Origin of the sequence: Burkholderia sp. BDU5, from assembly GCF_001522845.1 — a bacterium.
Lineage (GTDB): Bacteria > Pseudomonadota > Gammaproteobacteria > Burkholderiales > Burkholderiaceae > Burkholderia > Burkholderia mayonis.
The window spans coordinates 1-19,180 of sequence record NZ_LOWC01000160.1 but is presented as its reverse complement, the minus strand read 5'-3'; the positions used below and the strand labels follow the sequence as shown (position 1 = coordinate 19,180).

Genomic DNA, 19,180 nt, shown 5'->3' with positions numbered 1-19,180 from the left:
AGGCGTTTGCAGCGATGAGCACCGCGCTTCCTCCGCTTCCCGCTGCCGACGAGACCGCCCGCCCGGCAGCCTCGTCCCTCTACCGCGCGCCGCTCTGGCTGCCGACGAGCCACGCGCAGACAATCGTCCCCGCGCTCTTCGCGCGCCGGCCGGACGTCGGATACCGGCGCGAGCGCTGGGACACGCCCGACGGCGACTTCATCGACATCGACTGGCTCGCCTATCCGGACGGCGCGGCGCCCGAGCCGAACGCCCCGCTCGTCGTGCTGTTCCACGGCCTCGAAGGCAGCTCCGATTCACATTACGCACGCGTGCTGATGGCGGCCGCCCGCGCACGCGGCTGGCACGGTGTCGTCCCGCATTTCCGCAGTTGCAGCGGCGAGATGAACCGGATGCCGCGCTTCTATCACCTCGCCGACAGCGCCGAAGTCGACTGGATCCTGCGGCGGCTCGCGAAAAGCCATCGCGGGCCGCTCGTCGCGGTCGGCGTGTCGCTCGGCGGCAACGTGCTGCTGCGCTGGCTCGGCGAGCGGCGCGGCGATACGTCGATCGTCACGGCGGCCACGGCGGTCTCGACGCCGATCGATGTCCACGCGGGCGGACGCGCGCTGTCGCAAGGCTTCTCGATGGTCTACACGCACAGCTTCCTGAAAACGCTGAAGCTGAAGGCGCTCGTCAAGCTCGAGCAATATCCGAGGCTCTTCGACAAGGAGACGATGCTCGCCGCGCGCACGATGCACGACTTCGACGACGTCGTGACCGCGCCGCTGCACGGCTTCGTCGACGCAAACGACTACTGGACGCAGGCGACAACGCGCCCGCTCCTCGCGGCGATCGACGTGCCGACGCTGATCCTCAATGCGCGCAACGATCCGTTCCTGCCGGCGTCGGCGCTGCCCGGCCCGCGCGACGTGTCGCGCGCGGTCGTGCTCGACCAGCCCGAGCACGGCGGCCATGCGGGCTTCATGACGGGCCCGTTTCCGGGACGCATCGACTGGCTGCCGACCCGCATCTTCGATTTCTGCTCACGCTTCACCGATCATGGATGACATCGTCAAACAGGCGCTCGCCAAGTGGCCGAACGTCCCGCACTGCACCGGATGGCTGCTGCTCGACCGGCGCGGCGGCTGGCGGATGCGCGACGACGCGGCGCAGGCGGCGGGCGCGCTCGGCTCGCCTGTCCGGCACCCGGCGCTGATCGACTTCATCGCCCGCAACTACGAACGCGACGCCGACGGGCAGTGGTTCTTCCAGAACGGGCCGCAGCGCGTGTACGTCGAGCTCGCGTACACGCCGTGGATCGTCCGGCTCGCGGCCGATCGCGACGATCCGGCGCGCGTCGCGCTCACCGACCATACGGGCCGCACATTCGAGCCGGCGCGCGCGTGGCTCGACGATGCGGGCGGCGTGCTGTTCGCCGACGCGTCGACGCCGCCGCGCGTCGCCGCGCTGCACGATCACGATCTCGGGCTCTTCGCCGATCATGCGGACCTCGACGACGACGGCGCGCACGGCGTGCTGCACCTCGGCGGCGGCGTCGACCTGCCGCTCGCGCCGATCCGGCGCGACGACGTCGCGCGGCGGTTCCGGTTCGTCGCGAGCCCGGCCGCGCGCGTGGGCGGTCAGGCGGCGGACTGACGCGCGGGAAGGTTCGCGTCCGCGCGCGGCGCGTCGTTCGACGTCGTCGGGAAAAAGGGCCGGCTGCGGGAGCGAACGCCGGGCGGGCCGGCCGCGGCGCCGCGCGTCAGCTGCGCTTGTCGTCCTTGTCCTCTTTCCGCTCTTCCTTGTAGCGCGCCTCGAACTCGTGCAGCCGCGCGCTGATGATCGACTGCTCGTAGAAACTGACCGACTTGATGTCGCGCGCCTCGCGCAGTTGCCGGATCGCCGACGGCCACGCGCCTTCGAGCGCGAATTTCTCCGCGAGCGCGCGGCGCTGCGTCACCGCATCGCCGTTGCCGAGGCTAGCCTGCGCGAGATAATTCCACCAATCCGGCTGGCCGGAATCGGCGCTCGCTTCGGACTGCGCGAGCGCCTGCGCCTGCGCGTAGCGACGCGCGGCAAGGATCGCCTGCAGATGCGCGGCGATCGCCGCGTGCGAGCCCGGCCAGCGCCGCTGCGCGGTAGCGGCGAGCTGCACCGCGTCGTCGGTGCGGCCCGCGCGGCGCGCGATCTCCGCCGCGAGCACGTCGAGGCTCGGCGAGCTGCGCGCCGAGTCGCCCTCGCTCGCGGCCACGCGCGTGAACGCGTCGCGCGCCGCCGCGAGCGCGCGGTCCGCGTCGTCGTAGCGGCCGCCCAGCATCTCGCCCAGCGCGATCCCGTACCAATTCGCCGCGACGTTCGGCGCGATTCTGTCGTCGAGCTCGGCGCGCATCCGCCGCACCTCGTTCGCGTAATCGGTCGGCGAGCGGTTCTGCAGCATCCGCAGGCGCGCGCGCACGAAGCCGTACTCCGGCGACTGCCGCGGCTGCTTGTACGGCGCGCGGCGCGCGCGATCGTCCATGTCGGCGATCCGCTCGCCCGTCAGCGGATGCGTGCGCGCGTACGCGGGCACGCCCGCGTCGCTCATCGACGCGCGTTCGAGCCGCTCGAAGAAGCCCGGCATCCCGTACGGATCGTAGCCCGCGCCCGCGAGCAGCTGAAAGCCGACGCGGTCCGCTTCGCGCTCGGCCGTGCGCGAGAACCGCAACTGGCTATCGACCGCGAACGCCTGGCCGCCCATCGCGATCGCGCCGCCGAGATCGCCGCTGCGCGCGAGGATGCCCGCGAGCACGCCGAACAGCATCGTCGCGAGCGCCGCATAGCCGCTCTTCTCGCTCGCGACGATCATCCGCGCGATATGCCGCTGCAGCACGTGCCCCATCTCGTGGCCGATCACCGACGCGAGTTCGGATTCCGTCTGCGTCGTCGCGACGAGCCCGCTGTTGACGCCGATGAAGCCGCCCGGCAGCGAGAGCGCGTTGATCTGCGGGTCGCGCATCGCGAACAGATCGAAGTCGGGCATGTAGCCGCCGATGAACTGCGCGGCGGCCGCCGCCGACAGCTTCGCCGCGACCGAATTCAGGTAGTCGCGCGCGAGCCAGTCGTCGAGATAGTCGGGATCGCGCCGCACCTCGCGCATCACGCGCTCGCCGAGACGGCGCTCCGCCTGCGGCGTCAGCGATCCGCCCGAGCCGTCGCCGAGATCCGGCAGTTGCAGCGATCGAAGCGGCGCGCGCAAACTGGGCGTGCCGGACGCCGGATCGGACAGCCGGCTCTCCGCGCCGCCGTACGTGCCGAACACGCCGGGCGCGATGCCGGACGGCACGGTCGAGATCGCGCCGGGCGCGAGCGGCGCGGCCGCGGCGGCGCCGGTGGCGGGAGCGGATTCGAGCGGCGGAGCATCGGCGCGCGGCTGAGCGTAGCCGCCGGGCGGCAGGGCGAGCGCCGCGGACAGCGACATGACGAGCAACGGTTTGACGCGCATGGACAAGGATCAGGGCGGCCGTGGCTTAATGATCGATGGAGCTGCGTCATTGTAACGGCGCGCCGGCCGCCGTTCGCGCGACGCCGACGCACGCCGCTCGAATCGCTCGACGAACCGCGCTGCTATGATAGGCGCCCTCTAACGGAGCACGACATGTCTGGATTCACACACTTCGACGCTGCCGGCCACGCGCACATGGTCGACGTCGGCGACAAGCAGGAAACAAAGCGCATCGCGGTGGCGCGCGGCGCGATCCGGATGCTGCCCGACACCCTCGCGCTGATTCGCGAAGGACGCGCGAAGAAAGGCGACGTGCTCGGCGTCGCGCGGATCGCGGCGATCCAGGGGGCGAAGCGCACCGCCGATCTGATTCCGCTCTGCCACCCGCTCGCGCTCACGCGCGTCGCGGTCGAGTTCGAGTTCGACGACGCGCTGCCCGGCGTGCGCTGCAGTGCGCAGGTCGAGACGTTCGGACGCACGGGCGTCGAGATGGAGGCGCTGACCGCGGTGCAGGTCGGGCTGCTGACCGTCTACGACATGTGCAAGGCAGTCGACCGGGGGATGACGATTACCGACGTGAGCGTCAGGGAAAAGCGCGGCGGGAAGTCGGGGGACTGGAAGACCGGCGAGGCCGGCGCATAACGCCGACCTGCCGAAAACCGTCAGCCAGCGCACCGCCGAATCCGGGTGGGTACGCGTCAAGCGGCTATCGAAGCTTCACTCGGCAAGGTGCTTCGGGTTGGAACGACGATGCACATCGAGGCGCGCTCGTTGCCGCCCGTGCCGGCGCACTCGATGCGCGTCACCGCGCGGCCTTCGCCGTCGGCTCGAATACGAACGGCCGCGTCAGCGTAAACGGATAGGGCTCGCCGCCGCGCGCGGGCGTCTGCGAGCACGCGAGCTTCGACATCGCTTCGGCGGCCGCACGGTCCGCGGCGGCATTCCGGCTGCTTGTCGTGACCGTGACGTTCTCCGCATCGCCCGACACCGTGATCATCGCGCGCACGAGCACGGTCGCCCGGCGCTCGAGCGGCTTCGCGCCGTCCGGATACACCGCGACGGGCATCGTGCATTCGAGCTTCGCCGAGTCCCGCGGCGCGAACGCCGCGCAGCCGGCAAGCAGCGACGCGGCAAGAGGAAGCGTCAGGTACGTCGAATAAGCCTTCATGTTCGTTCTGGTTCTGCTCAGTCCGCGCCGTCGATTGCGTCATTCGTCAGCGCCCGCGTTACGTACGCCGCGCGATTCCGCACCCCGTTTCTTATCCATGCTTCATTCGCACCAGCGCCCAATACCGAGCGCCGCGCGCGATTCCGGGCGTCCGCCGACGCGCATCGCGTCGGCAGCGCGCCTCGATCGCGGGCCACCCGCTCCGGCGACACGGCGCCGGCGTCCCGCTTACAGCAGCGACTTCGCCTGCGACAGCACCTTGTCGCAGACCTGCTTCGTCAACTGCTGCTTGAAGCTCTGCCCGCCGCTCAAGTCGAGCGTGCGGCCGTTGCCGGCGTCGACAACCCCGTTCGCGCCGCTCGCGTAGCTGCTATCCGACGTGACGCCGCCGCCCAGCTTGCTCATCAGCGCGTCCTTGACCGACGACGCACCGCCGCCGCCGAGATAGTTGTTCTTGATGCAGAACTGCAGCAGGCCCGCGACGTTGCCGGTGCTGCCGGGTGACAGCAGCGAGCCGGCCGACGCGGTGCCGCCCGCGCCACCGAGATTGCCGAGCGCGCTCGCGACGCCGCCCGCGCCGCTGTCGGTGCCTTGCTTCAGCAAGTCGCCGAGTTGCGCGTGCGCGGTCGAGAACGACGCGATGCTGGCAATCAGGATGCCTGCCGCGGCAATATGATGGGTACGCGTTTTCATGGGCTTCCTCTCAGGGCAAGGATTCATTCCAGTCGATGAATACCGCGCCCAAGCATACCCGAACGATGCGACGCGCATCCGCTCGTGCCGGCTCGTCGTGCGCGAATGCGGCGCGATTTGACACTGTTTAACGCCGCCTGCCAGGGCGGGGCGGGGAAAGCGGCTGCTTGCGGCGGTTTCTTGCGGCGGCTGCTTGCTTCATCTGCGCATGTATTGGCAAAGCGCCGTCGACACCTGCCTTGCACACGGTGCGATGCCGAGGCGACGCAACGCGCCTCGTGCCGCCCGCATGACGAAATGCCGGCGCGCATCACGCATCGCGCACCACGCCCGCCGCATCGTTCGATCGCGACGCCGCCGCACCCTCCCAATAGAAACCGCCGCAAAAAGCGGCGGTTTCTTCGATCGTTCCGTTTCGAGCCCGCCCGTGATCAATCGTCGCTGTCGTCTTCCTCGTCGTCGGCGGATACGTTGGCTGCCGGCGTCCCGTACTTCGACACGAGCGACGCCTTGAAAGACTTCAGCGACGGCTGGTCGTCAAGCAGCTTGTACAACGCGGCGAGCTGCACCGGCCAGTCGCGCAGCTCTTGCGCGAACACGCGCAGCCGCTCGACCGTGTCGAGCGCATCGGCTTCGCGGCCGTCGAGCGCCTGCAGCACCGCGTAGCGGCGCAGCACGGTTTCGCCCGGCAAGAGCGCGATCGCCCGTTCGTGCGCGGCGAGCTTCGCCTGCAGGTTGTCGCGCGAAATCGTCAGCAGCGTCGCCGCGCCATAGTCGCCCCACGCGCCGAACAGGAACGACGGATCCTCGCGGTACTGCTCGGCCGGATTCGTGCCGTAGTACAGCACTTCCGCGCGCTGGTAGTCGCGCAGCACCGGGTACAGCGACGCGAGCCCCGCAACCGACAGCGCAGCGAACAGCGCGAACGCCGCACGGCTCGGCAGCACGCGCAGCGGCTTCGTCTCGAGCAGACCGATCACGAACATCACGGGCAACAGGAAGAACGTGTACTGCTGCGGGTACTCGACGAGCGCGTGCATCAGCAGAATGCCGATGAGCGCGAAGCCGAACACGCGGCTCTCGGTATGCGGCACGCGCAGCGCGCGCACGAACCACGCGACGAGCGCGACGACCAGCACGCCGAGGCCGAGCAAGCCGGACTTCGCGAGCAGATCGATGAAGATGTCGTGCGAGTTGTTCGCGATCTCGACGCCGCCCAGCTTGCGCACGAGTTCGAACTGATGGATCGGGAATTCGCCCCAGCCGACGCCGAGCAGCGGATGCTCGCGGAACATCGTCAGGCCGTACTTCCAGAGCGCGAGGCGCGGCGCGATCTGGCCGGCGTCGCGCATGCGGTCGGCGGCCGACTCGGCAAGGCCGAGGTGGTAGTGCACGTTCACCCAGCGCACGGCGACATTGACCGCGACGAACAACGCGCCGAGCACGATCGGAATCGCCCATGCGCGCATGCGGCTCGCAGCCGGATCGCGCCGCGCCTGCGCGAACGCCATCCAGAAGCCGGCGACGACCATCACGGCGACCTGCAGCCACGGCCCGCGCGACACGGTGAGCGCGAGCCCGACGGACAGGAACGCCGACAGCACCGCCCACGCGAGCAGCGGCATGCGGCGCGTCTGCACGAGATACAGCGCACCCGCGAGCGCGAACGCGATGTAGGTCGCGAGGTGGTTCGCCTGCGCCATGTTGCCGTACGGCCGGCGATCGACGGTCACGCCGTACGACACGACGAACGGCGAGAACGTCGTCTCCAGATGGAACAGCTGCACGAACTGGCAGGCGACGGCGAAGACGCCGCCGACGATCGTCGCGCCCGCGATCATCCTCGCGACCATGTCGACCATGTTCGCGCGCGCGAGCGCATAGCCCGACTGCATCGCGACGAGCGCGCCGAGCAGGTAGCCCGTCGCGAGCCAGTTCATCGAAGGCTGACGCAACGGCAGCAGCGCGACCTGCGCGAGCAGCACCGCACCGAAGCCGAGCGGCGCGACGAGCGCCGCCGGCACCGCGAACGGCTGCGCGGGCCGCTCGGCTTTCACGAGCAGGACGACGGTCGCGCCGAGCACCCAATACATCGCGAACGCGGCGAATTCGGAATAGAACGTCGGAATCGGATACGTGTGGTTCGTGACCGCATACGGCAGGATCAGGGCGACTGCAAGCGCGATCAGCGACAAAGAACGCAGAAAAGAGGAAGGCATGAGCGAACCGGGTGTCAGCAACCGGCGCACTATACAAAAAAAACCTCCCGCTGTGCGGACGCGGGGTGCCGGTTGCGCAGGGCCGTCATGCGACGCACCATCGCGGTGCACGAATGCCAGACAGTTCATCGTCCGGCAGCCATGCTCCAAGCATGTCCCGCGCCCGCCCCGCCACTTCGCCGCTATTCGCCACTATTGGCCGCCGAACGTCACGCTCGGCACTCCGGCGGCGCGAGCTTGCCGGCCAGCGTCGGCGCATCGCTCGGCATCGGCCCGGCGCCCGGCGCGGGCAGCGACGACGACGTCTTGCCGCCGACAAAGCACTCCCACGTGATCGCCCCCGTCTGTACAGCGCCCTTCGACAGCGCGACGCGCGCCGTCGGCGTCTCCGCCTGATCCGGCGCCGACGGCACGAGCACGAGCGTATTCGCGCCCGACGCCGCGACGCGCGACGTAAACGCGACGACGATCTGCCCGGTGTCGTCGTCGACGCGAATCGACTCGACGTTGCGCGTGCCCGGCGGCGACACGTAGCCGCCCGAAAAACCGCTGCCGCTCGCCGCGTTCTCCGCGACCGCGAGCCGCGCGGACGCGGCGAGCGCAAGACCTTCGCCGACCCGGCTGCGCGCGAGATAGTCCTGATACGCGGGAATCGCGTACGCAGCGACGACGCCGACGATCGCGAGCACGATCATTAATTCGATCAACGTGAAACCGCGGCCGCGCACCGCACGCTTCGACGGGCGCCACACCCGGCGCAGGCCGTGCGCGCCACCCGCTCGCGGCAGCAAAAGCGACGCAAACGGCGATAAAACGGAAAGAAATTCGCTCATGACAGGCTCCGAAAACGAAACACGCCCGCCGAAAGCGGCAGGCGTGTCGATCGTAGCCAGCGGGCGGCAACGCGGGCAGTCGGCCGGACGGCCGATGCCGCGAAGCGCCGGTGTCAGTCAATGCGAATTCGCCGCCCTGGACATCGCTCGGCGCTTCTTCAGCGCATACCCGGCGATCACGACGAAGAGCGCGCCCGCCACGCTCGCGCCGTAGATCGCGGCAGGCGTGTCGAGAAGCGGCCAGCGATCGCCCGCCGGATCGTTGACCATCAGCCCGCCGGCGATCCAGCCGAGGAGCGCCGCGCCGAGCGTGATGAAGATCGGGAAACGGTCGAGCAGCTTGAGGACGAGCGTGCTGCCCCAGACGATGATCGGAATGCTGACGATCAGGCCGAAGATCACGAGCGCGATCCGGTGCCCCGGATCCGCCTGCTCGGCCGCGCCCGCAATCGCGATCACGTTGTCGAGGCTCATCACCGCGTCGGCGATCACGATCGTCTTCACCGCCTCCCACAGCCTGTCGGCAGGCTTGATGTTGTCGTGCGCGTCGGCGGCGGGCGCCATCAGCCGCACGCCGATCCACAGCAGCAGCACGCCGCCCGCGAACTTGAGCAGCGGCACGTCGAGCAGCAGCACCGCGAACGCAATCAGCAAGACGCGCAGCACGATCGCACCGGCCGTCCCCCACAGCACGCCGCGCACGCGCTGCTGCGCGGGCAGGTTGCGGCAAGCGAGCGCGATCACGACCGCGTTGTCGCCGCCGAGCAGGATATCGATGACGATGATCTGAACGACGGCGCCCCAATGGAGCGAGGCGAAGAATTCAAGCATGAGAGCGAAGCAAAGGAAGTAAGACGGGCGGGCCAATGCGTGCGTTCCAATCGCGCCCGGCCGTCCGGGCGGGGCTTACGAAACGATTGCGCGAGCATAACAAAAAACGCCGGCAGAACCGGCGTTTTTCGTGGCGATGAAAACGATGCTTACAGTGCTGCCTTCAGCAGGCGGCCCATCTCCGACGGATTGCGCGTGACCGTGATGCCGCACGCTTCCATGATTTCCAGCTTCGCTTCGGCCGTGTCCGCACCGCCCGAGATCAGCGCGCCGGCGTGGCCCATGCGCTTGCCCGGAGGCGCCGTGACGCCCGCGATGAAGCCGACGACCGGCTTCTTCATGTTGTCCTTGATCCACTGAGCCGCGTTGGCTTCGTCCGGACCGCCGATTTCACCGATCATCACGACCGCGTCCGTATCCGGATCGTCGTTGAACATCTTCATCACGTCGATGTGCTTCAGACCGTTGATCGGATCGCCGCCGATGCCGACTGCCGACGACTGGCCGAGGCCGAGCGCCGTCAGTTGCGCAACCGCTTCGTACGTCAGCGTGCCCGAGCGCGACACGACGCCGATGCGGCCCTTGCGGTGGATGTGACCCGGCATGATGCCGATCTTCAGTTCGTCCGGCGTGATCGTGCCCGGGCAGTTCGGCCCGAGCAGCAGCGTCTTGCGGCCTTCGCGGCGCATGCGGTCCTTCACTTCGATCATGTCGCGGACAGGGATGCCTTCCGTGATGCAGATCGCGAGATCGAGATCGGCTTCGACCGCTTCCCAGATCGCGGCAGCGGCGCCCGCGGGCGGCACGTAGATGACCGACACGGTCGCGCCGGTTTCGGCCTTCGCTTCCTTGACGCTCGCGTAGATCGGAATGCCTTCGAAATCTTCGCCGGCGCGCTTCGGGTTCACGCCCGCGACGAACGCTTCGCGGCCGTTTGCGTATTCACGGCAGGCGCGCGTGTGGAACTGGCCGGTCTTGCCGGTGATGCCCTGCGTGATGACCTTCGTGTCTTTGTTGATCAGAATCGACATGTATTGACCTCTGTTCGATCGGCGTCGCGAGAAAAACCGCGCCGCCATGCGTTTCAATGATGCGCTCAAGAAAACGCCGGGCTGCCCCGCGTTTTCTTGCCCCCATCGGGGCCCGGCGCGCAGCGCCAGGCGCGGGCGCTCGTTACTTGCCCGCAGCCGCGGCGACGACCTTCTGCGCCGCTTCTTCCATGCTGTCCGCCGAGATGATCGGCAGGCCGGATTCGGCGAGCATCTTCTTGCCGAGGTCTTCGTTCGTGCCCTTCATGCGCACGACGAGCGGCACGTTCAGGTTCACGGCCTTCGAGCCCGCGATCACGCCTTCCGCGATCACGTCGCAGCGCATGATGCCGCCGAAGATGTTCACGAGGATCGCCTTCAGGCCCGGGTTCGTCAGCATCAGCTTGAACGCTTCGGTGACCTTCTCGGTCGTCGCGCCGCCGCCGACGTCGAGGAAGTTCGCCGGCTCGCCGCCGAACAGCTTGATCGTGTCCATCGTCGCCATCGCGAGACCCGCGCCGTTCACGAGGCAGCCGATGTTGCCGTCGAGCGAGATGTACGCGAGGTCGAACTTCGATGCTTCGATTTCAGCCGGATCTTCTTCGTCCAGATCGCGGTACGCGACGATTTCCGGATGGCGGAACAGCGCGTTCGAATCGAAGTTGAACTTCGCGTCGAGCGCGATCACCTTGCCATCGCCCGTCAGCACGAGCGGGTTGATTTCGGCGAGCGACGCGTCCGTTTCCCAGAACGACTTGTACAGGCCCTTCAGGATTTCGCGCGCTTGCGGGATCGATGCGTCCGGCACGCCGATTTTCTTCGCGAGATCGTCGGCTTCCGCGTCCTGCAGGCCCGTCGACGGCTCGACGGCGACCTTGTGGATCGCTTCCGGCGTCTTTTCCGCGACTTCCTCGATGTCCATGCCGCCTTCGCTCGACGCCATCACGACGACCTTCTGCGACACGCGGTCGATCACGATGCCGACATACAGCTCCTTCTTGATGTCCGCGCCTTCTTCGATCAGCAGACGGTTGACCTTCTGGCCTTCCGGACCGGTCTGGTGCGTCTTCAGCTGCATGCCGAGAATCTGGTTCGCGTATTCGCGCACTTGCTCGAGCGACTTCGCGACCTTCACGCCGCCGCCCTTGCCTCGGCCGCCCGCATGAATCTGGGCCTTGACGACCCAGACCGGGCCGCCCAGCTCTTCCGCCACCTTGACGGCCTCGTCCACCGAGAACGCCGGCTTGCCGCGCGGTACCGCGACTCCGAATTTCCGCAGGATTTCCTTACCCTGGTACTCGTGAATCTTCATGCGTGATTCCTTCAGTCTGTGAGTTGGCTAAAAAAGTCGATTGACGATCGCTTCTTCTTACGATTTAAGCGTCCGCTCTCATTCCTTCGCACCGTCCGAGCCTTCGCGCGCGGGGCGGCTCGCGCCGTACCAACGCGGATAGAACTGCCGAACCGCTTCCCCGTCGAACCGCAGCGCGTGACAGCGGCCGAGCTGGAACGGCGGCTCGGCCGCCGCGCGATCGCGCCCGTCGGCTTCGCCGCCCAACTGCTCGCGCACATCCCATACGTCGCCCGCGAACGCCTGGATCGCGGCCGTCGGCAACACCCCGCACAGCTCGGTCAGGTGCGAGCAGCCGGCGACGCCCGACAGCAGCCGGGAGACGTCGCGACGGAAATGGCGGAAGAGATTGAGTCCGATGAGGACGCGGTAGGCGGGTTTGGCGGTTTCGCATTGACCGGGATAGGGCACCCAGTCAGACGACGCGTCGGCGTCGACGATGGTGAGTTCGCGATCGATCGTCACGCGCAACCAGAGTTCGTGGATCGGCAGGCCGTCCGGTCTGACGCCCGACGCCAGCGTGACGTCGCGCGGCTTGTGATCGGTCAGGCAGGCTTCGATGTCCCACAAGCCGTCGGCGCGCTCGTAGGCTTCCGCTCGAATTGCGCGGCGATGGCGCAACTGTCGGGGTACGGGCTCGGGTAGCGGCATGCGGGAAGGTGAAGCCGAAGAGGGAAACTCGTGGATTCTAACATACCGGCCGCACGGTCCCGGTCTGGCCCCGCGCGGGGCTTCGGGGGATTTTGAGGGGCTGGATTGGGGTGGTTCGCGGTCGGTGGTCGGTGGTCGGTGGTCGGTGGTCGGTGATCGGTGGTCGGTGATCGGTGGTCGGATGGCAATGTAACGATTGATTCGCCGGGCTATCGCAAGGCATTTGAGCTTGCAGCGTCGGCTCGATGCCGGACGCGAGCGCGCAAGACCGGCTCGCCGCGCTCAATCGCCGCCGAATTCGTTGACGTCGCCTTTCAGCAGCTTCGCGATCGTTACGCTCGAAAAACCGCGCATCGCGAGGAAGCGCGCCTGCTTTGCGCGCTCCGCGGGTGTTTGCGGCGCCGCGCCGAACTTCTTGCGCCAGACCGACTCCGCCCGCTCGAACTCGTTCTCGCGCAATTGCGCGCTGACGGCCTCGACGAGCGCGTCGCCGACCGCATGTCGCTTCAGCTCACTGACGATGCGCGCCGAGCCGACGCGCGCCGAGCGCCGATGCACGAGGCTTTCTGCAAACCGCGCGTCGGACAGCCAGCCCTCCCGTTCGAGCGCGTCGAGCAGCGACTCGAGATCGTCGCCTTCTTCGACGTACGGCGCGAGCTTGCGCGCGAGTTCCGCGCGACTGTACTCGCGGCGCGACAGATACGCGGTCGCACGCCCTTTCAGTGAGCGCGCGGGACGTTGCGACGCCGACGAACGCTCTGCGTCTTCGGGCGCGGACGAATCGAAGCGGAAAGGCGATGTCCGCCGCTTCGACCGGCCCCCGGCCTGGCTCGTGCGCGTATAGACGTCGCTCGCCGCTTCATCCCCGCCCGCCGCCGCCGAAAATGCCGCCGATGCACGCGAACGGCCGCCGGCGCGCAAACCGCCGAACGCCCGGCCACCGCCGGACGCATCGTCGTTCGCGCCAGCTACACCGGCCGACGCACGCCGCCGCGCGACGTCGTGCGCGTCGAACGACTCGTTCGAATCGAACGGATCGTCCGATTCGAACGCAACCGATCGCCCAAACGAAACGAGGGCATCATCGGATGCCCCCGCTGCCGGGCGGCCAGCCGGCCGCCCCTCGCTCGAAACCGGCGCGCGCGCTTCGCGTTCGATGCGGGCCTCGTCGGCGGACCTTGTCCGCGCGCTGTGCCCTACCTGCTGCGAATCCGCGCCCTCCCGGTGCTTGCGCATTACTCCTCTTCGTCCATGATCTTGGCTTCGGAGCCGCCATCCTGCGGCATGGCGACAACGCCGAGCGACTCGCGAATGCGATTTTCGATCTCGCGCGCGATTTCCGAATTCTCGCGCAGGAATTCACGCGCGTTGTCCTTGCCCTGGCCGATCTTCTCGCCGCTATAGCTGTACCACGCACCCGCCTTGTCGACGATCTTCGCCTGCACGCCGAGATCGATGATTTCGCCCTGACGCGAAATGCCTTCGCCGTACAGGATGTCGAAGATCGCCTCGCGGAACGGCGGCGACACCTTGTTCTTCACGACCTTCACGCGCGTTTCGTTGCCGATCACCTCGTCGTTCTTTTTGATCGAGCCGATCCGGCGGATGTCGAGACGCACCGACGAATAGAACTTGAGCGCGTTGCCGCCCGTCGTGGTTTCCGGGTTGCCGAACATCACGCCGATCTTCATCCGGATCTGGTTGATGAAGATCACGAGGCAGTTCGTACGCTTGATCGAGCCCGTCAGCTTGCGCAGCGCCTGCGACATCAGGCGGGCCTGCAGGCCGGGCAGCGCGTCGCCCATCTCGCCTTCGATTTCGGCCTTCGGCACGAGCGCCGCGACCGAGTCGATCACGATCATGTCGATCGAGCCCGAGCGCACCAGCGCGTCGACGATTTCCAGCGCCTGCTCCCCCGTGTCCGGCTGCGAGATCAGCAGTTCCGGCACGTTCACGCCGAGCTTCGACGCGTACTGAACGTCGAGCGCATGCTCCGCATCGATGAACGCCGCGGTGCCGCCGAGCTTCTGCATCTCGGCGACCACCTGCAGCGTCAGCGTCGTCTTGCCGGACGATTCCGGCCCGTAGATTTCGACCACACGGCCGCGCGGCAGGCCGCCGACGCCGAGCGCGATATCGAGACCGAGCGAGCCGGTGGACACCACCTGGATATCCTCGACCGCTTCGCCGTCGCCGAGCCGCATGATCGACCCTTTGCCGAACTGCTTCTCGATCTGCGCGAGCGCGGCGGCGAGCGCCTTGCTCTTTTCGGCAGTCAGCCCGGAGCCTTTCTTGCTTTCTTCCATGAATCGTCCTTTGCTATGATGAGCAGCGTCTGATACGGACGCACCGGCTTTGACACGGCCAGCAAGCCGTTAGGTGCGCGAATGCAGATACTGTATAAAAAAACAGTGGTTTGTGCAAGCCCGCGTTGCGGGCAGGCATCGCCCCATATTTCGGAGACAGCCGCGCGCAGCGCCATCGCCGCGGGACGGCAACCGGTTGCGCATCATGCGAATTCTCATCGCCGAAGACGACAGCATACTCGCGGACGGCCTCACCCGGTCACTCCGCCAATCGGGCTATGCCGTCGACCACGTGAGGAACGGCGCCGAGGCCGATACGGCCTTGTCTATGCAGACGTTCGACCTCCTGATCCTCGATCTCGGCCTTCCCAAGATGCCCGGCCTCGACGTGCTGCGCCGCCTGCGCGCGCGCAATTCGAACCTGCCCGTGCTGATCCTGACGGCCGCCGACAGCGTCGACGAGCGCGTGAAGGGGCTCGACCTCGGCGCCGACGACTACATGGCGAAGCCGTTCGCGCTGAACGAGCTCGAAGCGCGCGTGCGCGCGCTGACCCGGCGCGGCGCGGGCGGCGGGCCGACCGTCGTGCGGCACGGCTCGCTGTCGTTCGACCAGGTCGGCCGGATCGCCTACGCGAACGACCGCGTGCTCGACCTGTCCGCGCGCGAACTCGGCCTGCTCGAAGTGCTGCTGCAGCGGATCGGCCGGCTCGTATCGAAGGAACAGCTCGTCGATCATCTGTGCGAATGGAGCGAGGAAGTCAGCAACAACGCGATCGAAGTCTACGTTCACCGGCTGCGCAAGAAGATCGAGCCGAGCGGCGTGCGGATCACGACCGTGCGCGGCCTCGGCTACTGCCTCGAGAAGGCCGCGCCCGCCCCGGCGAACGACGCGCCGAACGCAACCGCGCAGCAACCGGCCGAAGCCGCCGCGAGCCAGTCGCTGCGCTGACGCCACCAAGGAAGGAGCGGCCGATGGCCACGCCGGCCCATTCCGCGCACACCGCGCACCGTCCGGCCACCGCCGCGACCGATGCGGACGCCGCGCGCGACGCGCGCTACGAAAACCCGTTCGCGCCGCCGGACGAAGGCGACGCCGCCGAAGGCCCCCGCCCCCGCTCGCTGTTCGGCGAGATTCTCGACTGGATGCTCGCGCCGCTCCTGCTGCTATGGCCGATGAGCATCGCCGTCACCTACCTCGTTGCGAAGACGATCGCGAACGGCCCGTTCGACCGTGCGCTCGAGACCGACGCGTACGTGCTCGCTCGGCAGATCACGCCCGTGAACGGCGTCGCCGAGCTGAAGCTGCCGCAGACGACGCTCGACTTCCTGCGCGCCGACAATGTCGACAGCCTGTACTTCCAGGTGCTCGGCACGCGCGGCGAGCTCGTCGCGGGCGAAGCCGACCTGCCGCTGCCGCGCGACGACGACCGCCCGCCGCCCGGTGTCGTCGTGTTCCGCGACGACCTGCTGCGCGGCAACGACGTGCGCGTCGCGTACACGACCGTCGCACTGCCGGGCGCGACGGGCTCGCAGCCCGTGCTCGTGCAGGTCGGCGAGACGCTCGACAAGCGCAACGCGCTCGCGAACGACATCATCAAGGGCGTGATCCTGCCGCAATTCGTGATTCTGCCGCTTGCGATCCTGCTCGTCTGGTTCGGGCTGTCGCGAGGGCTCGCACCGCTCACCGCGCTGCAGGCGCACATCCGCGGCCGGCGCCCGGACGACCTATCGCCCGTCGAAGCGCAGCGCGCGCCGCCCGAGATCGAGCCGCTCGTCACATCGTTCAACGACCTGCTCGCGCGCCTCGAACAGAACATCACGCTGCAAAAGCGTTTCATCGCCGACGCCGCGCACCAGATGAAGACCCCGCTCGCCGGATTGCGCACGCAGGCCGAATTCGCGCTGCGCCACGAAGTGCCGGACGACGTCGCGCGCTCGCTCGAACAGATCGCGACGAGCTCCGAGCAGGCCGCGCGGCTCGTCACGCAACTGCTTGCGCTCGCGCGCGCGGAAAACCGCGCGACGGGGCTCATGTTCGAGCCCGTCGAAATCGCGCCGCTCGCGCGCCAGGCCGTGCGCGACTGGGTGCAGGCCGCGCTCGCGAAGCAGATGGACCTCGGCTACGAAGGCCCGGACAACGACGCCGGGCCGCTTCGCATCGACGGCCATCCAGTGATGCTGCGCGAGATGCTCGGCAACCTGATCGACAACGCGATCCGCTACACGCCGACGGGCGGCCGCATCACCGTGCGCGTACGCGCCGACCGCGCGGCGGGCGTCGTGCATCTCGAAGTCGAGGACACGGGCCCGGGCATTCCGGCGAACGAGCGAGAGCACGTCGTCGAGCGCTTCTATCGGATCCTCGGCCGCGAAGGCGACGGCAGCGGCCTCGGCCTCGCGATCGTTCGCGAGATCGTCGCGCAGCACGGCGGCACGCTGACGATCGACGACAACGTGTATCAGATGTCGCCGCGCCTTGCAGGCACGCTCGTGCGCGTGAGCCTTGGCTTACGGCAAGAAGCCCCGGAATAACCCTTAAGAGCCGCTTCACGCGCCGTTCAAAAAATCACGAAAACGCACGTTGCCAACAAAATAAAGGGAAAAGAAAGGCGAAGCGCAACATAGCGCGCAAATTGCCGTTGCGCCATTTTGACTCGCCGAGTCAGTGCGCCGTAAGTTTGCCCTCCAATAATCGACACGGAGCCGCCCCGAGGGGCGCGCGCCCTTATATCAAAATTGGAGACATTCATGGCAACGGTAGGCGGACAAATTGCGCACGCGCCGATGACAGGCGACGAAAAGCGCGTGATCTTCGCATCGTCGCTCGGCACCGTGTTCGAGTGGTACGACTTCTATTTGGCCGGCTCGCTCGCGGCCTACATCAGCAAGAGCTTCTTCTCGGGCGTCAATCCGACCGCGGCGTTCATCTTCACGCTGCTCGGCTTCGCGGCGGGCTTTGCCGTCCGGCCGTTCGGCGCAATCGTGTTCGGACGCCTCGGCGACCTCGTCGGCCGCAAGCACACGTTCCTCATCACGATCGTCATCATGGGGATCTCGACCTTCGTGGTCGGCTTCCTCCCCGGCTATGCGACGATCGGCATCGCGGCGCCGGTGATCTTCATCGGGATGCGGCTGCTGCAAGGCCTCGCGCTCGGCGGGGAGTACGGCGGCGCAGCGACCTACGTCGCCGAGCACGCGCCCGCGCACCGGCGCGGCTTCTACACCGCCTGGATCCAGACGACCGCCACGCTCGGGCTGTTCCTGTCGCTGCTCGTGATTCTCGGTGTGCGGACCTCCATCGGCGAGGAGGCGTTCGGCGCGTGGGGCTGGCGAGTGCCGTTCGTCGCGTCGATCCTGCTGCTCGCGGTATCGGTGTGGATCCGGCTGCAACTGAACGAATCGCCGGTGTTCCTGCGCATCAAAGCCGAAGGCAAGACCTCGAAGGCGCCGCTCACCGAAGCGTTCGGCCAGTGGAAGAACCTGAAGCTCGTGATCCTCGCGCTCGTCGGCCTGACGGCCGGCCAGGCCGTCGTCTGGTACACGGGCCAGTTCTATGCGCTGTTTTTCCTCACGCAGACGCTGAAGGTCGACGGCGCAAGCGCGAACATCCTGATCGCGATCGCGCTCCTGATCGGCACGCCATTCTTCGTGTTCTTCGGCTCGCTGTCGGACAGGATCGGCCGCAAGCCGATCATCCTCGCCGGCTGCCTGATCGCCGCGCTCACCTACTTCCCGCTGTTCAAGGCGCTCACGCACTTCGCGAACCCGGCGCTCGAAGTAGCGACGCAGAAGGCGCCGATCACCGTCGTGGCCGATCCGTCGACCTGCTCGTTCCAGTTCAACCCGGTCGGCACGTCGAAGTTCACGGACTCCTGCGACATCGCGAAGAGCGCGCTGGCGAAAGCGGGCCTCAACTACGAGAACATCGCGGCGCCCGCGGGAACGACCGCACAAGTCAAGGTCGGCGACACTGTAATCGAGTCGTATGACGGCAAGGCCGCCGACGCGAAGGCAAAGGGCGCGGCGTTCGACAAGACGCTCGCCACGACGCTGAAATCCGCAGGCTATCCGGCGAAGGCCGATCCGGCGCAGCTCAACTGGCCGATGACGATCGCGATCCTGACGATCCTCGTGATCTACGTGACGATGGTCTACGGCCCGATCGCGGCGATGCTGGTCGAGATGTTCCCGACGCGGATCCGCTATACGTCGATGTCGCTGCCGTATCACATCGGCAACGGCTGGTTCGGCGGCTTTCTCCCGGCGACCGCGTTCGCGATCGTCGCGGCGAGGGGCGACATCTATTCGGGGCTGTGGTATCCGATCGTGATCGCACTCGTCACGTTCGTCATCGGGCTGCTGTTCGTGAAGGAAACCAAGGATTCGAATATCTACGCGCAGGATTGACGGAGCGTGTCGCGGGCGGATCGTCCGGCTGACGGCGGGCGGGTGGCGGGGTGGTCGGCAGGCAGTCGCAGGCGGACTGCCTGGTTCGCGGAACGGTCGAGAATGAAGCCCCCGCGATGTGCCGGCCCTTTTTGGAGAAATCGGCAAAAAGGGCTGTCGCGGACAAATAGAAATGTCCGGTTTTGTAGCAAATGAAATGTCCGCATGTTGGCGGGGGCGGCAAGCCGGCG

Annotated in this window: 17 protein-coding genes; 6 read left to right on the top strand and 11 right to left on the bottom strand. The window is 67.6% G+C overall.

Translation table 11 applies throughout. The features are described 5' to 3' along the window. Positions 1 to 14 precede the first annotated feature (14 nt). On the top strand, positions 15 to 1,049 hold the full coding sequence (locus tag WS69_RS26435; protein WP_059473606.1) for a hydrolase: 1,035 nt from the start codon (positions 15 to 17) through the stop codon (positions 1,047 to 1,049). Beyond that, positions 1,042 to 1,638 carry a DUF2946 family protein gene (locus WS69_RS26430; RefSeq protein ID WP_059473605.1) on the top strand — a complete coding sequence of 199 codons (597 nt, stop codon included), beginning with the start codon at positions 1,042 to 1,044 and terminating at the stop codon, positions 1,636 to 1,638. Before WS69_RS26435 ends, WS69_RS26430 begins: the two co-directional genes overlap by 8 nt. Positions 1,639 to 1,744: 106 nt before the next feature. Here the strand turns inward: WS69_RS26430 and WS69_RS26425 are convergent, their stop codons facing one another. Beyond that, positions 1,745 to 3,463: a M48 family metalloprotease gene (locus WS69_RS26425; RefSeq protein ID WP_059473604.1), complete on the bottom strand. Its 1,719-nt coding sequence runs from the start codon at positions 3,461 to 3,463 to the stop codon at positions 1,745 to 1,747. 153 nt (positions 3,464 to 3,616) lie between these two features. On the opposite strand from WS69_RS26425, the gene moaC reads away from it, so the two are divergent. Then, a complete protein-coding gene (moaC, locus tag WS69_RS26420; RefSeq protein ID WP_059473603.1) occupies positions 3,617 to 4,105 on the top strand; it encodes a cyclic pyranopterin monophosphate synthase MoaC in 489 nt (162 codons plus the stop codon). A gap of 160 nt (positions 4,106 to 4,265) precedes the next feature. Here moaC and WS69_RS26415 read toward each other — a convergent pair whose 3' ends face one another. The 10 genes from WS69_RS26415 to recA all read right to left on the bottom strand — a co-directional run bounded on the left by WS69_RS26415 (position 4,266) and on the right by recA (position 14,543). After that, positions 4,266 to 4,631: a TonB family protein gene (locus WS69_RS26415; protein ID WP_059473602.1), complete on the bottom strand. Its 366-nt coding sequence runs from the start codon at positions 4,629 to 4,631 to the stop codon at positions 4,266 to 4,268. 228 nt (positions 4,632 to 4,859) lie between these two features. Next, entirely contained in the window at positions 4,860 to 5,324 is a 465-nt protein-coding gene (locus tag WS69_RS26410; RefSeq protein WP_059473601.1) for a DUF2501 domain-containing protein, read from the bottom strand. A 431-nt stretch (positions 5,325 to 5,755) separates the two neighbouring features. Beyond that, positions 5,756 to 7,543 (bottom strand): PglL family O-oligosaccharyltransferase, encoded by a 1,788-nt coding sequence (locus tag WS69_RS26405; RefSeq protein WP_059473600.1) that lies wholly within the window; start codon positions 7,541 to 7,543, stop codon positions 5,756 to 5,758. A 209-nt stretch (positions 7,544 to 7,752) separates the two neighbouring features. Next, the gene (locus tag WS69_RS26400) at positions 7,753 to 8,271 is read right to left on the bottom strand and encodes a pilin (protein WP_082716512.1); all 519 of its coding nucleotides are present in this window, start codon (positions 8,269 to 8,271) and stop codon (positions 7,753 to 7,755) included. A gap of 222 nt (positions 8,272 to 8,493) precedes the next feature. Then, the gene (locus tag WS69_RS26395) at positions 8,494 to 9,207 is read right to left on the bottom strand and encodes a TerC family protein (protein ID WP_059473598.1); all 714 of its coding nucleotides are present in this window, start codon (positions 9,205 to 9,207) and stop codon (positions 8,494 to 8,496) included. A 149-nt stretch (positions 9,208 to 9,356) separates the two neighbouring features. Beyond that, the gene (sucD, locus tag WS69_RS26390) at positions 9,357 to 10,238 is read right to left on the bottom strand and encodes a succinate--CoA ligase subunit alpha (RefSeq protein ID WP_010101873.1); all 882 of its coding nucleotides are present in this window, start codon (positions 10,236 to 10,238) and stop codon (positions 9,357 to 9,359) included. 142 nt (positions 10,239 to 10,380) lie between these two features. Continuing rightward, a complete protein-coding gene (sucC, locus tag WS69_RS26385) occupies positions 10,381 to 11,562 on the bottom strand; it encodes an ADP-forming succinate--CoA ligase subunit beta (protein WP_257791890.1) in 1,182 nt (393 codons plus the stop codon). Positions 11,563 to 11,625: 63 nt separating this feature from the next. Beyond that, positions 11,626 to 12,237, bottom strand: a complete 612-nt coding sequence (locus tag WS69_RS26380; RefSeq protein ID WP_059473596.1) for a DUF2889 domain-containing protein — start codon at positions 12,235 to 12,237, stop codon at positions 11,626 to 11,628. A 282-nt stretch (positions 12,238 to 12,519) separates the two neighbouring features. Next, positions 12,520 to 13,473, bottom strand: a complete 954-nt coding sequence (recX, locus tag WS69_RS26375) for a recombination regulator RecX (RefSeq protein WP_059473595.1) — start codon at positions 13,471 to 13,473, stop codon at positions 12,520 to 12,522. Beyond that, a complete protein-coding gene (gene recA, locus WS69_RS26370) occupies positions 13,473 to 14,543 on the bottom strand; it encodes a recombinase RecA (protein WP_059473594.1) in 1,071 nt (356 codons plus the stop codon). Before recA ends, recX begins: the two co-directional genes overlap by 1 nt. A gap of 205 nt (positions 14,544 to 14,748) precedes the next feature. Here recA and WS69_RS26365 point away from each other — a divergent pair, with 205 nt between their 5' ends. The 3 genes from WS69_RS26365 (at position 14,749) to WS69_RS26355 (ending at position 18,950) form a co-directional block, all read left to right on the top strand. After that, positions 14,749 to 15,492 carry a response regulator transcription factor gene (locus WS69_RS26365; RefSeq protein WP_059473628.1) on the top strand — a complete coding sequence of 248 codons (744 nt, stop codon included), beginning with the start codon at positions 14,749 to 14,751 and terminating at the stop codon, positions 15,490 to 15,492. Between the two features lie 23 nt (positions 15,493 to 15,515). Continuing rightward, positions 15,516 to 17,075, top strand: a complete 1,560-nt coding sequence (locus WS69_RS26360; protein ID WP_059473593.1) for a sensor histidine kinase — start codon at positions 15,516 to 15,518, stop codon at positions 17,073 to 17,075. A 216-nt stretch (positions 17,076 to 17,291) separates the two neighbouring features. Next, positions 17,292 to 18,950 (top strand): MFS transporter, encoded by a 1,659-nt coding sequence (locus tag WS69_RS26355; RefSeq protein WP_059473592.1) that lies wholly within the window; start codon positions 17,292 to 17,294, stop codon positions 18,948 to 18,950. The last annotated feature ends 230 nt before the right edge of the window (positions 18,951 to 19,180 follow it).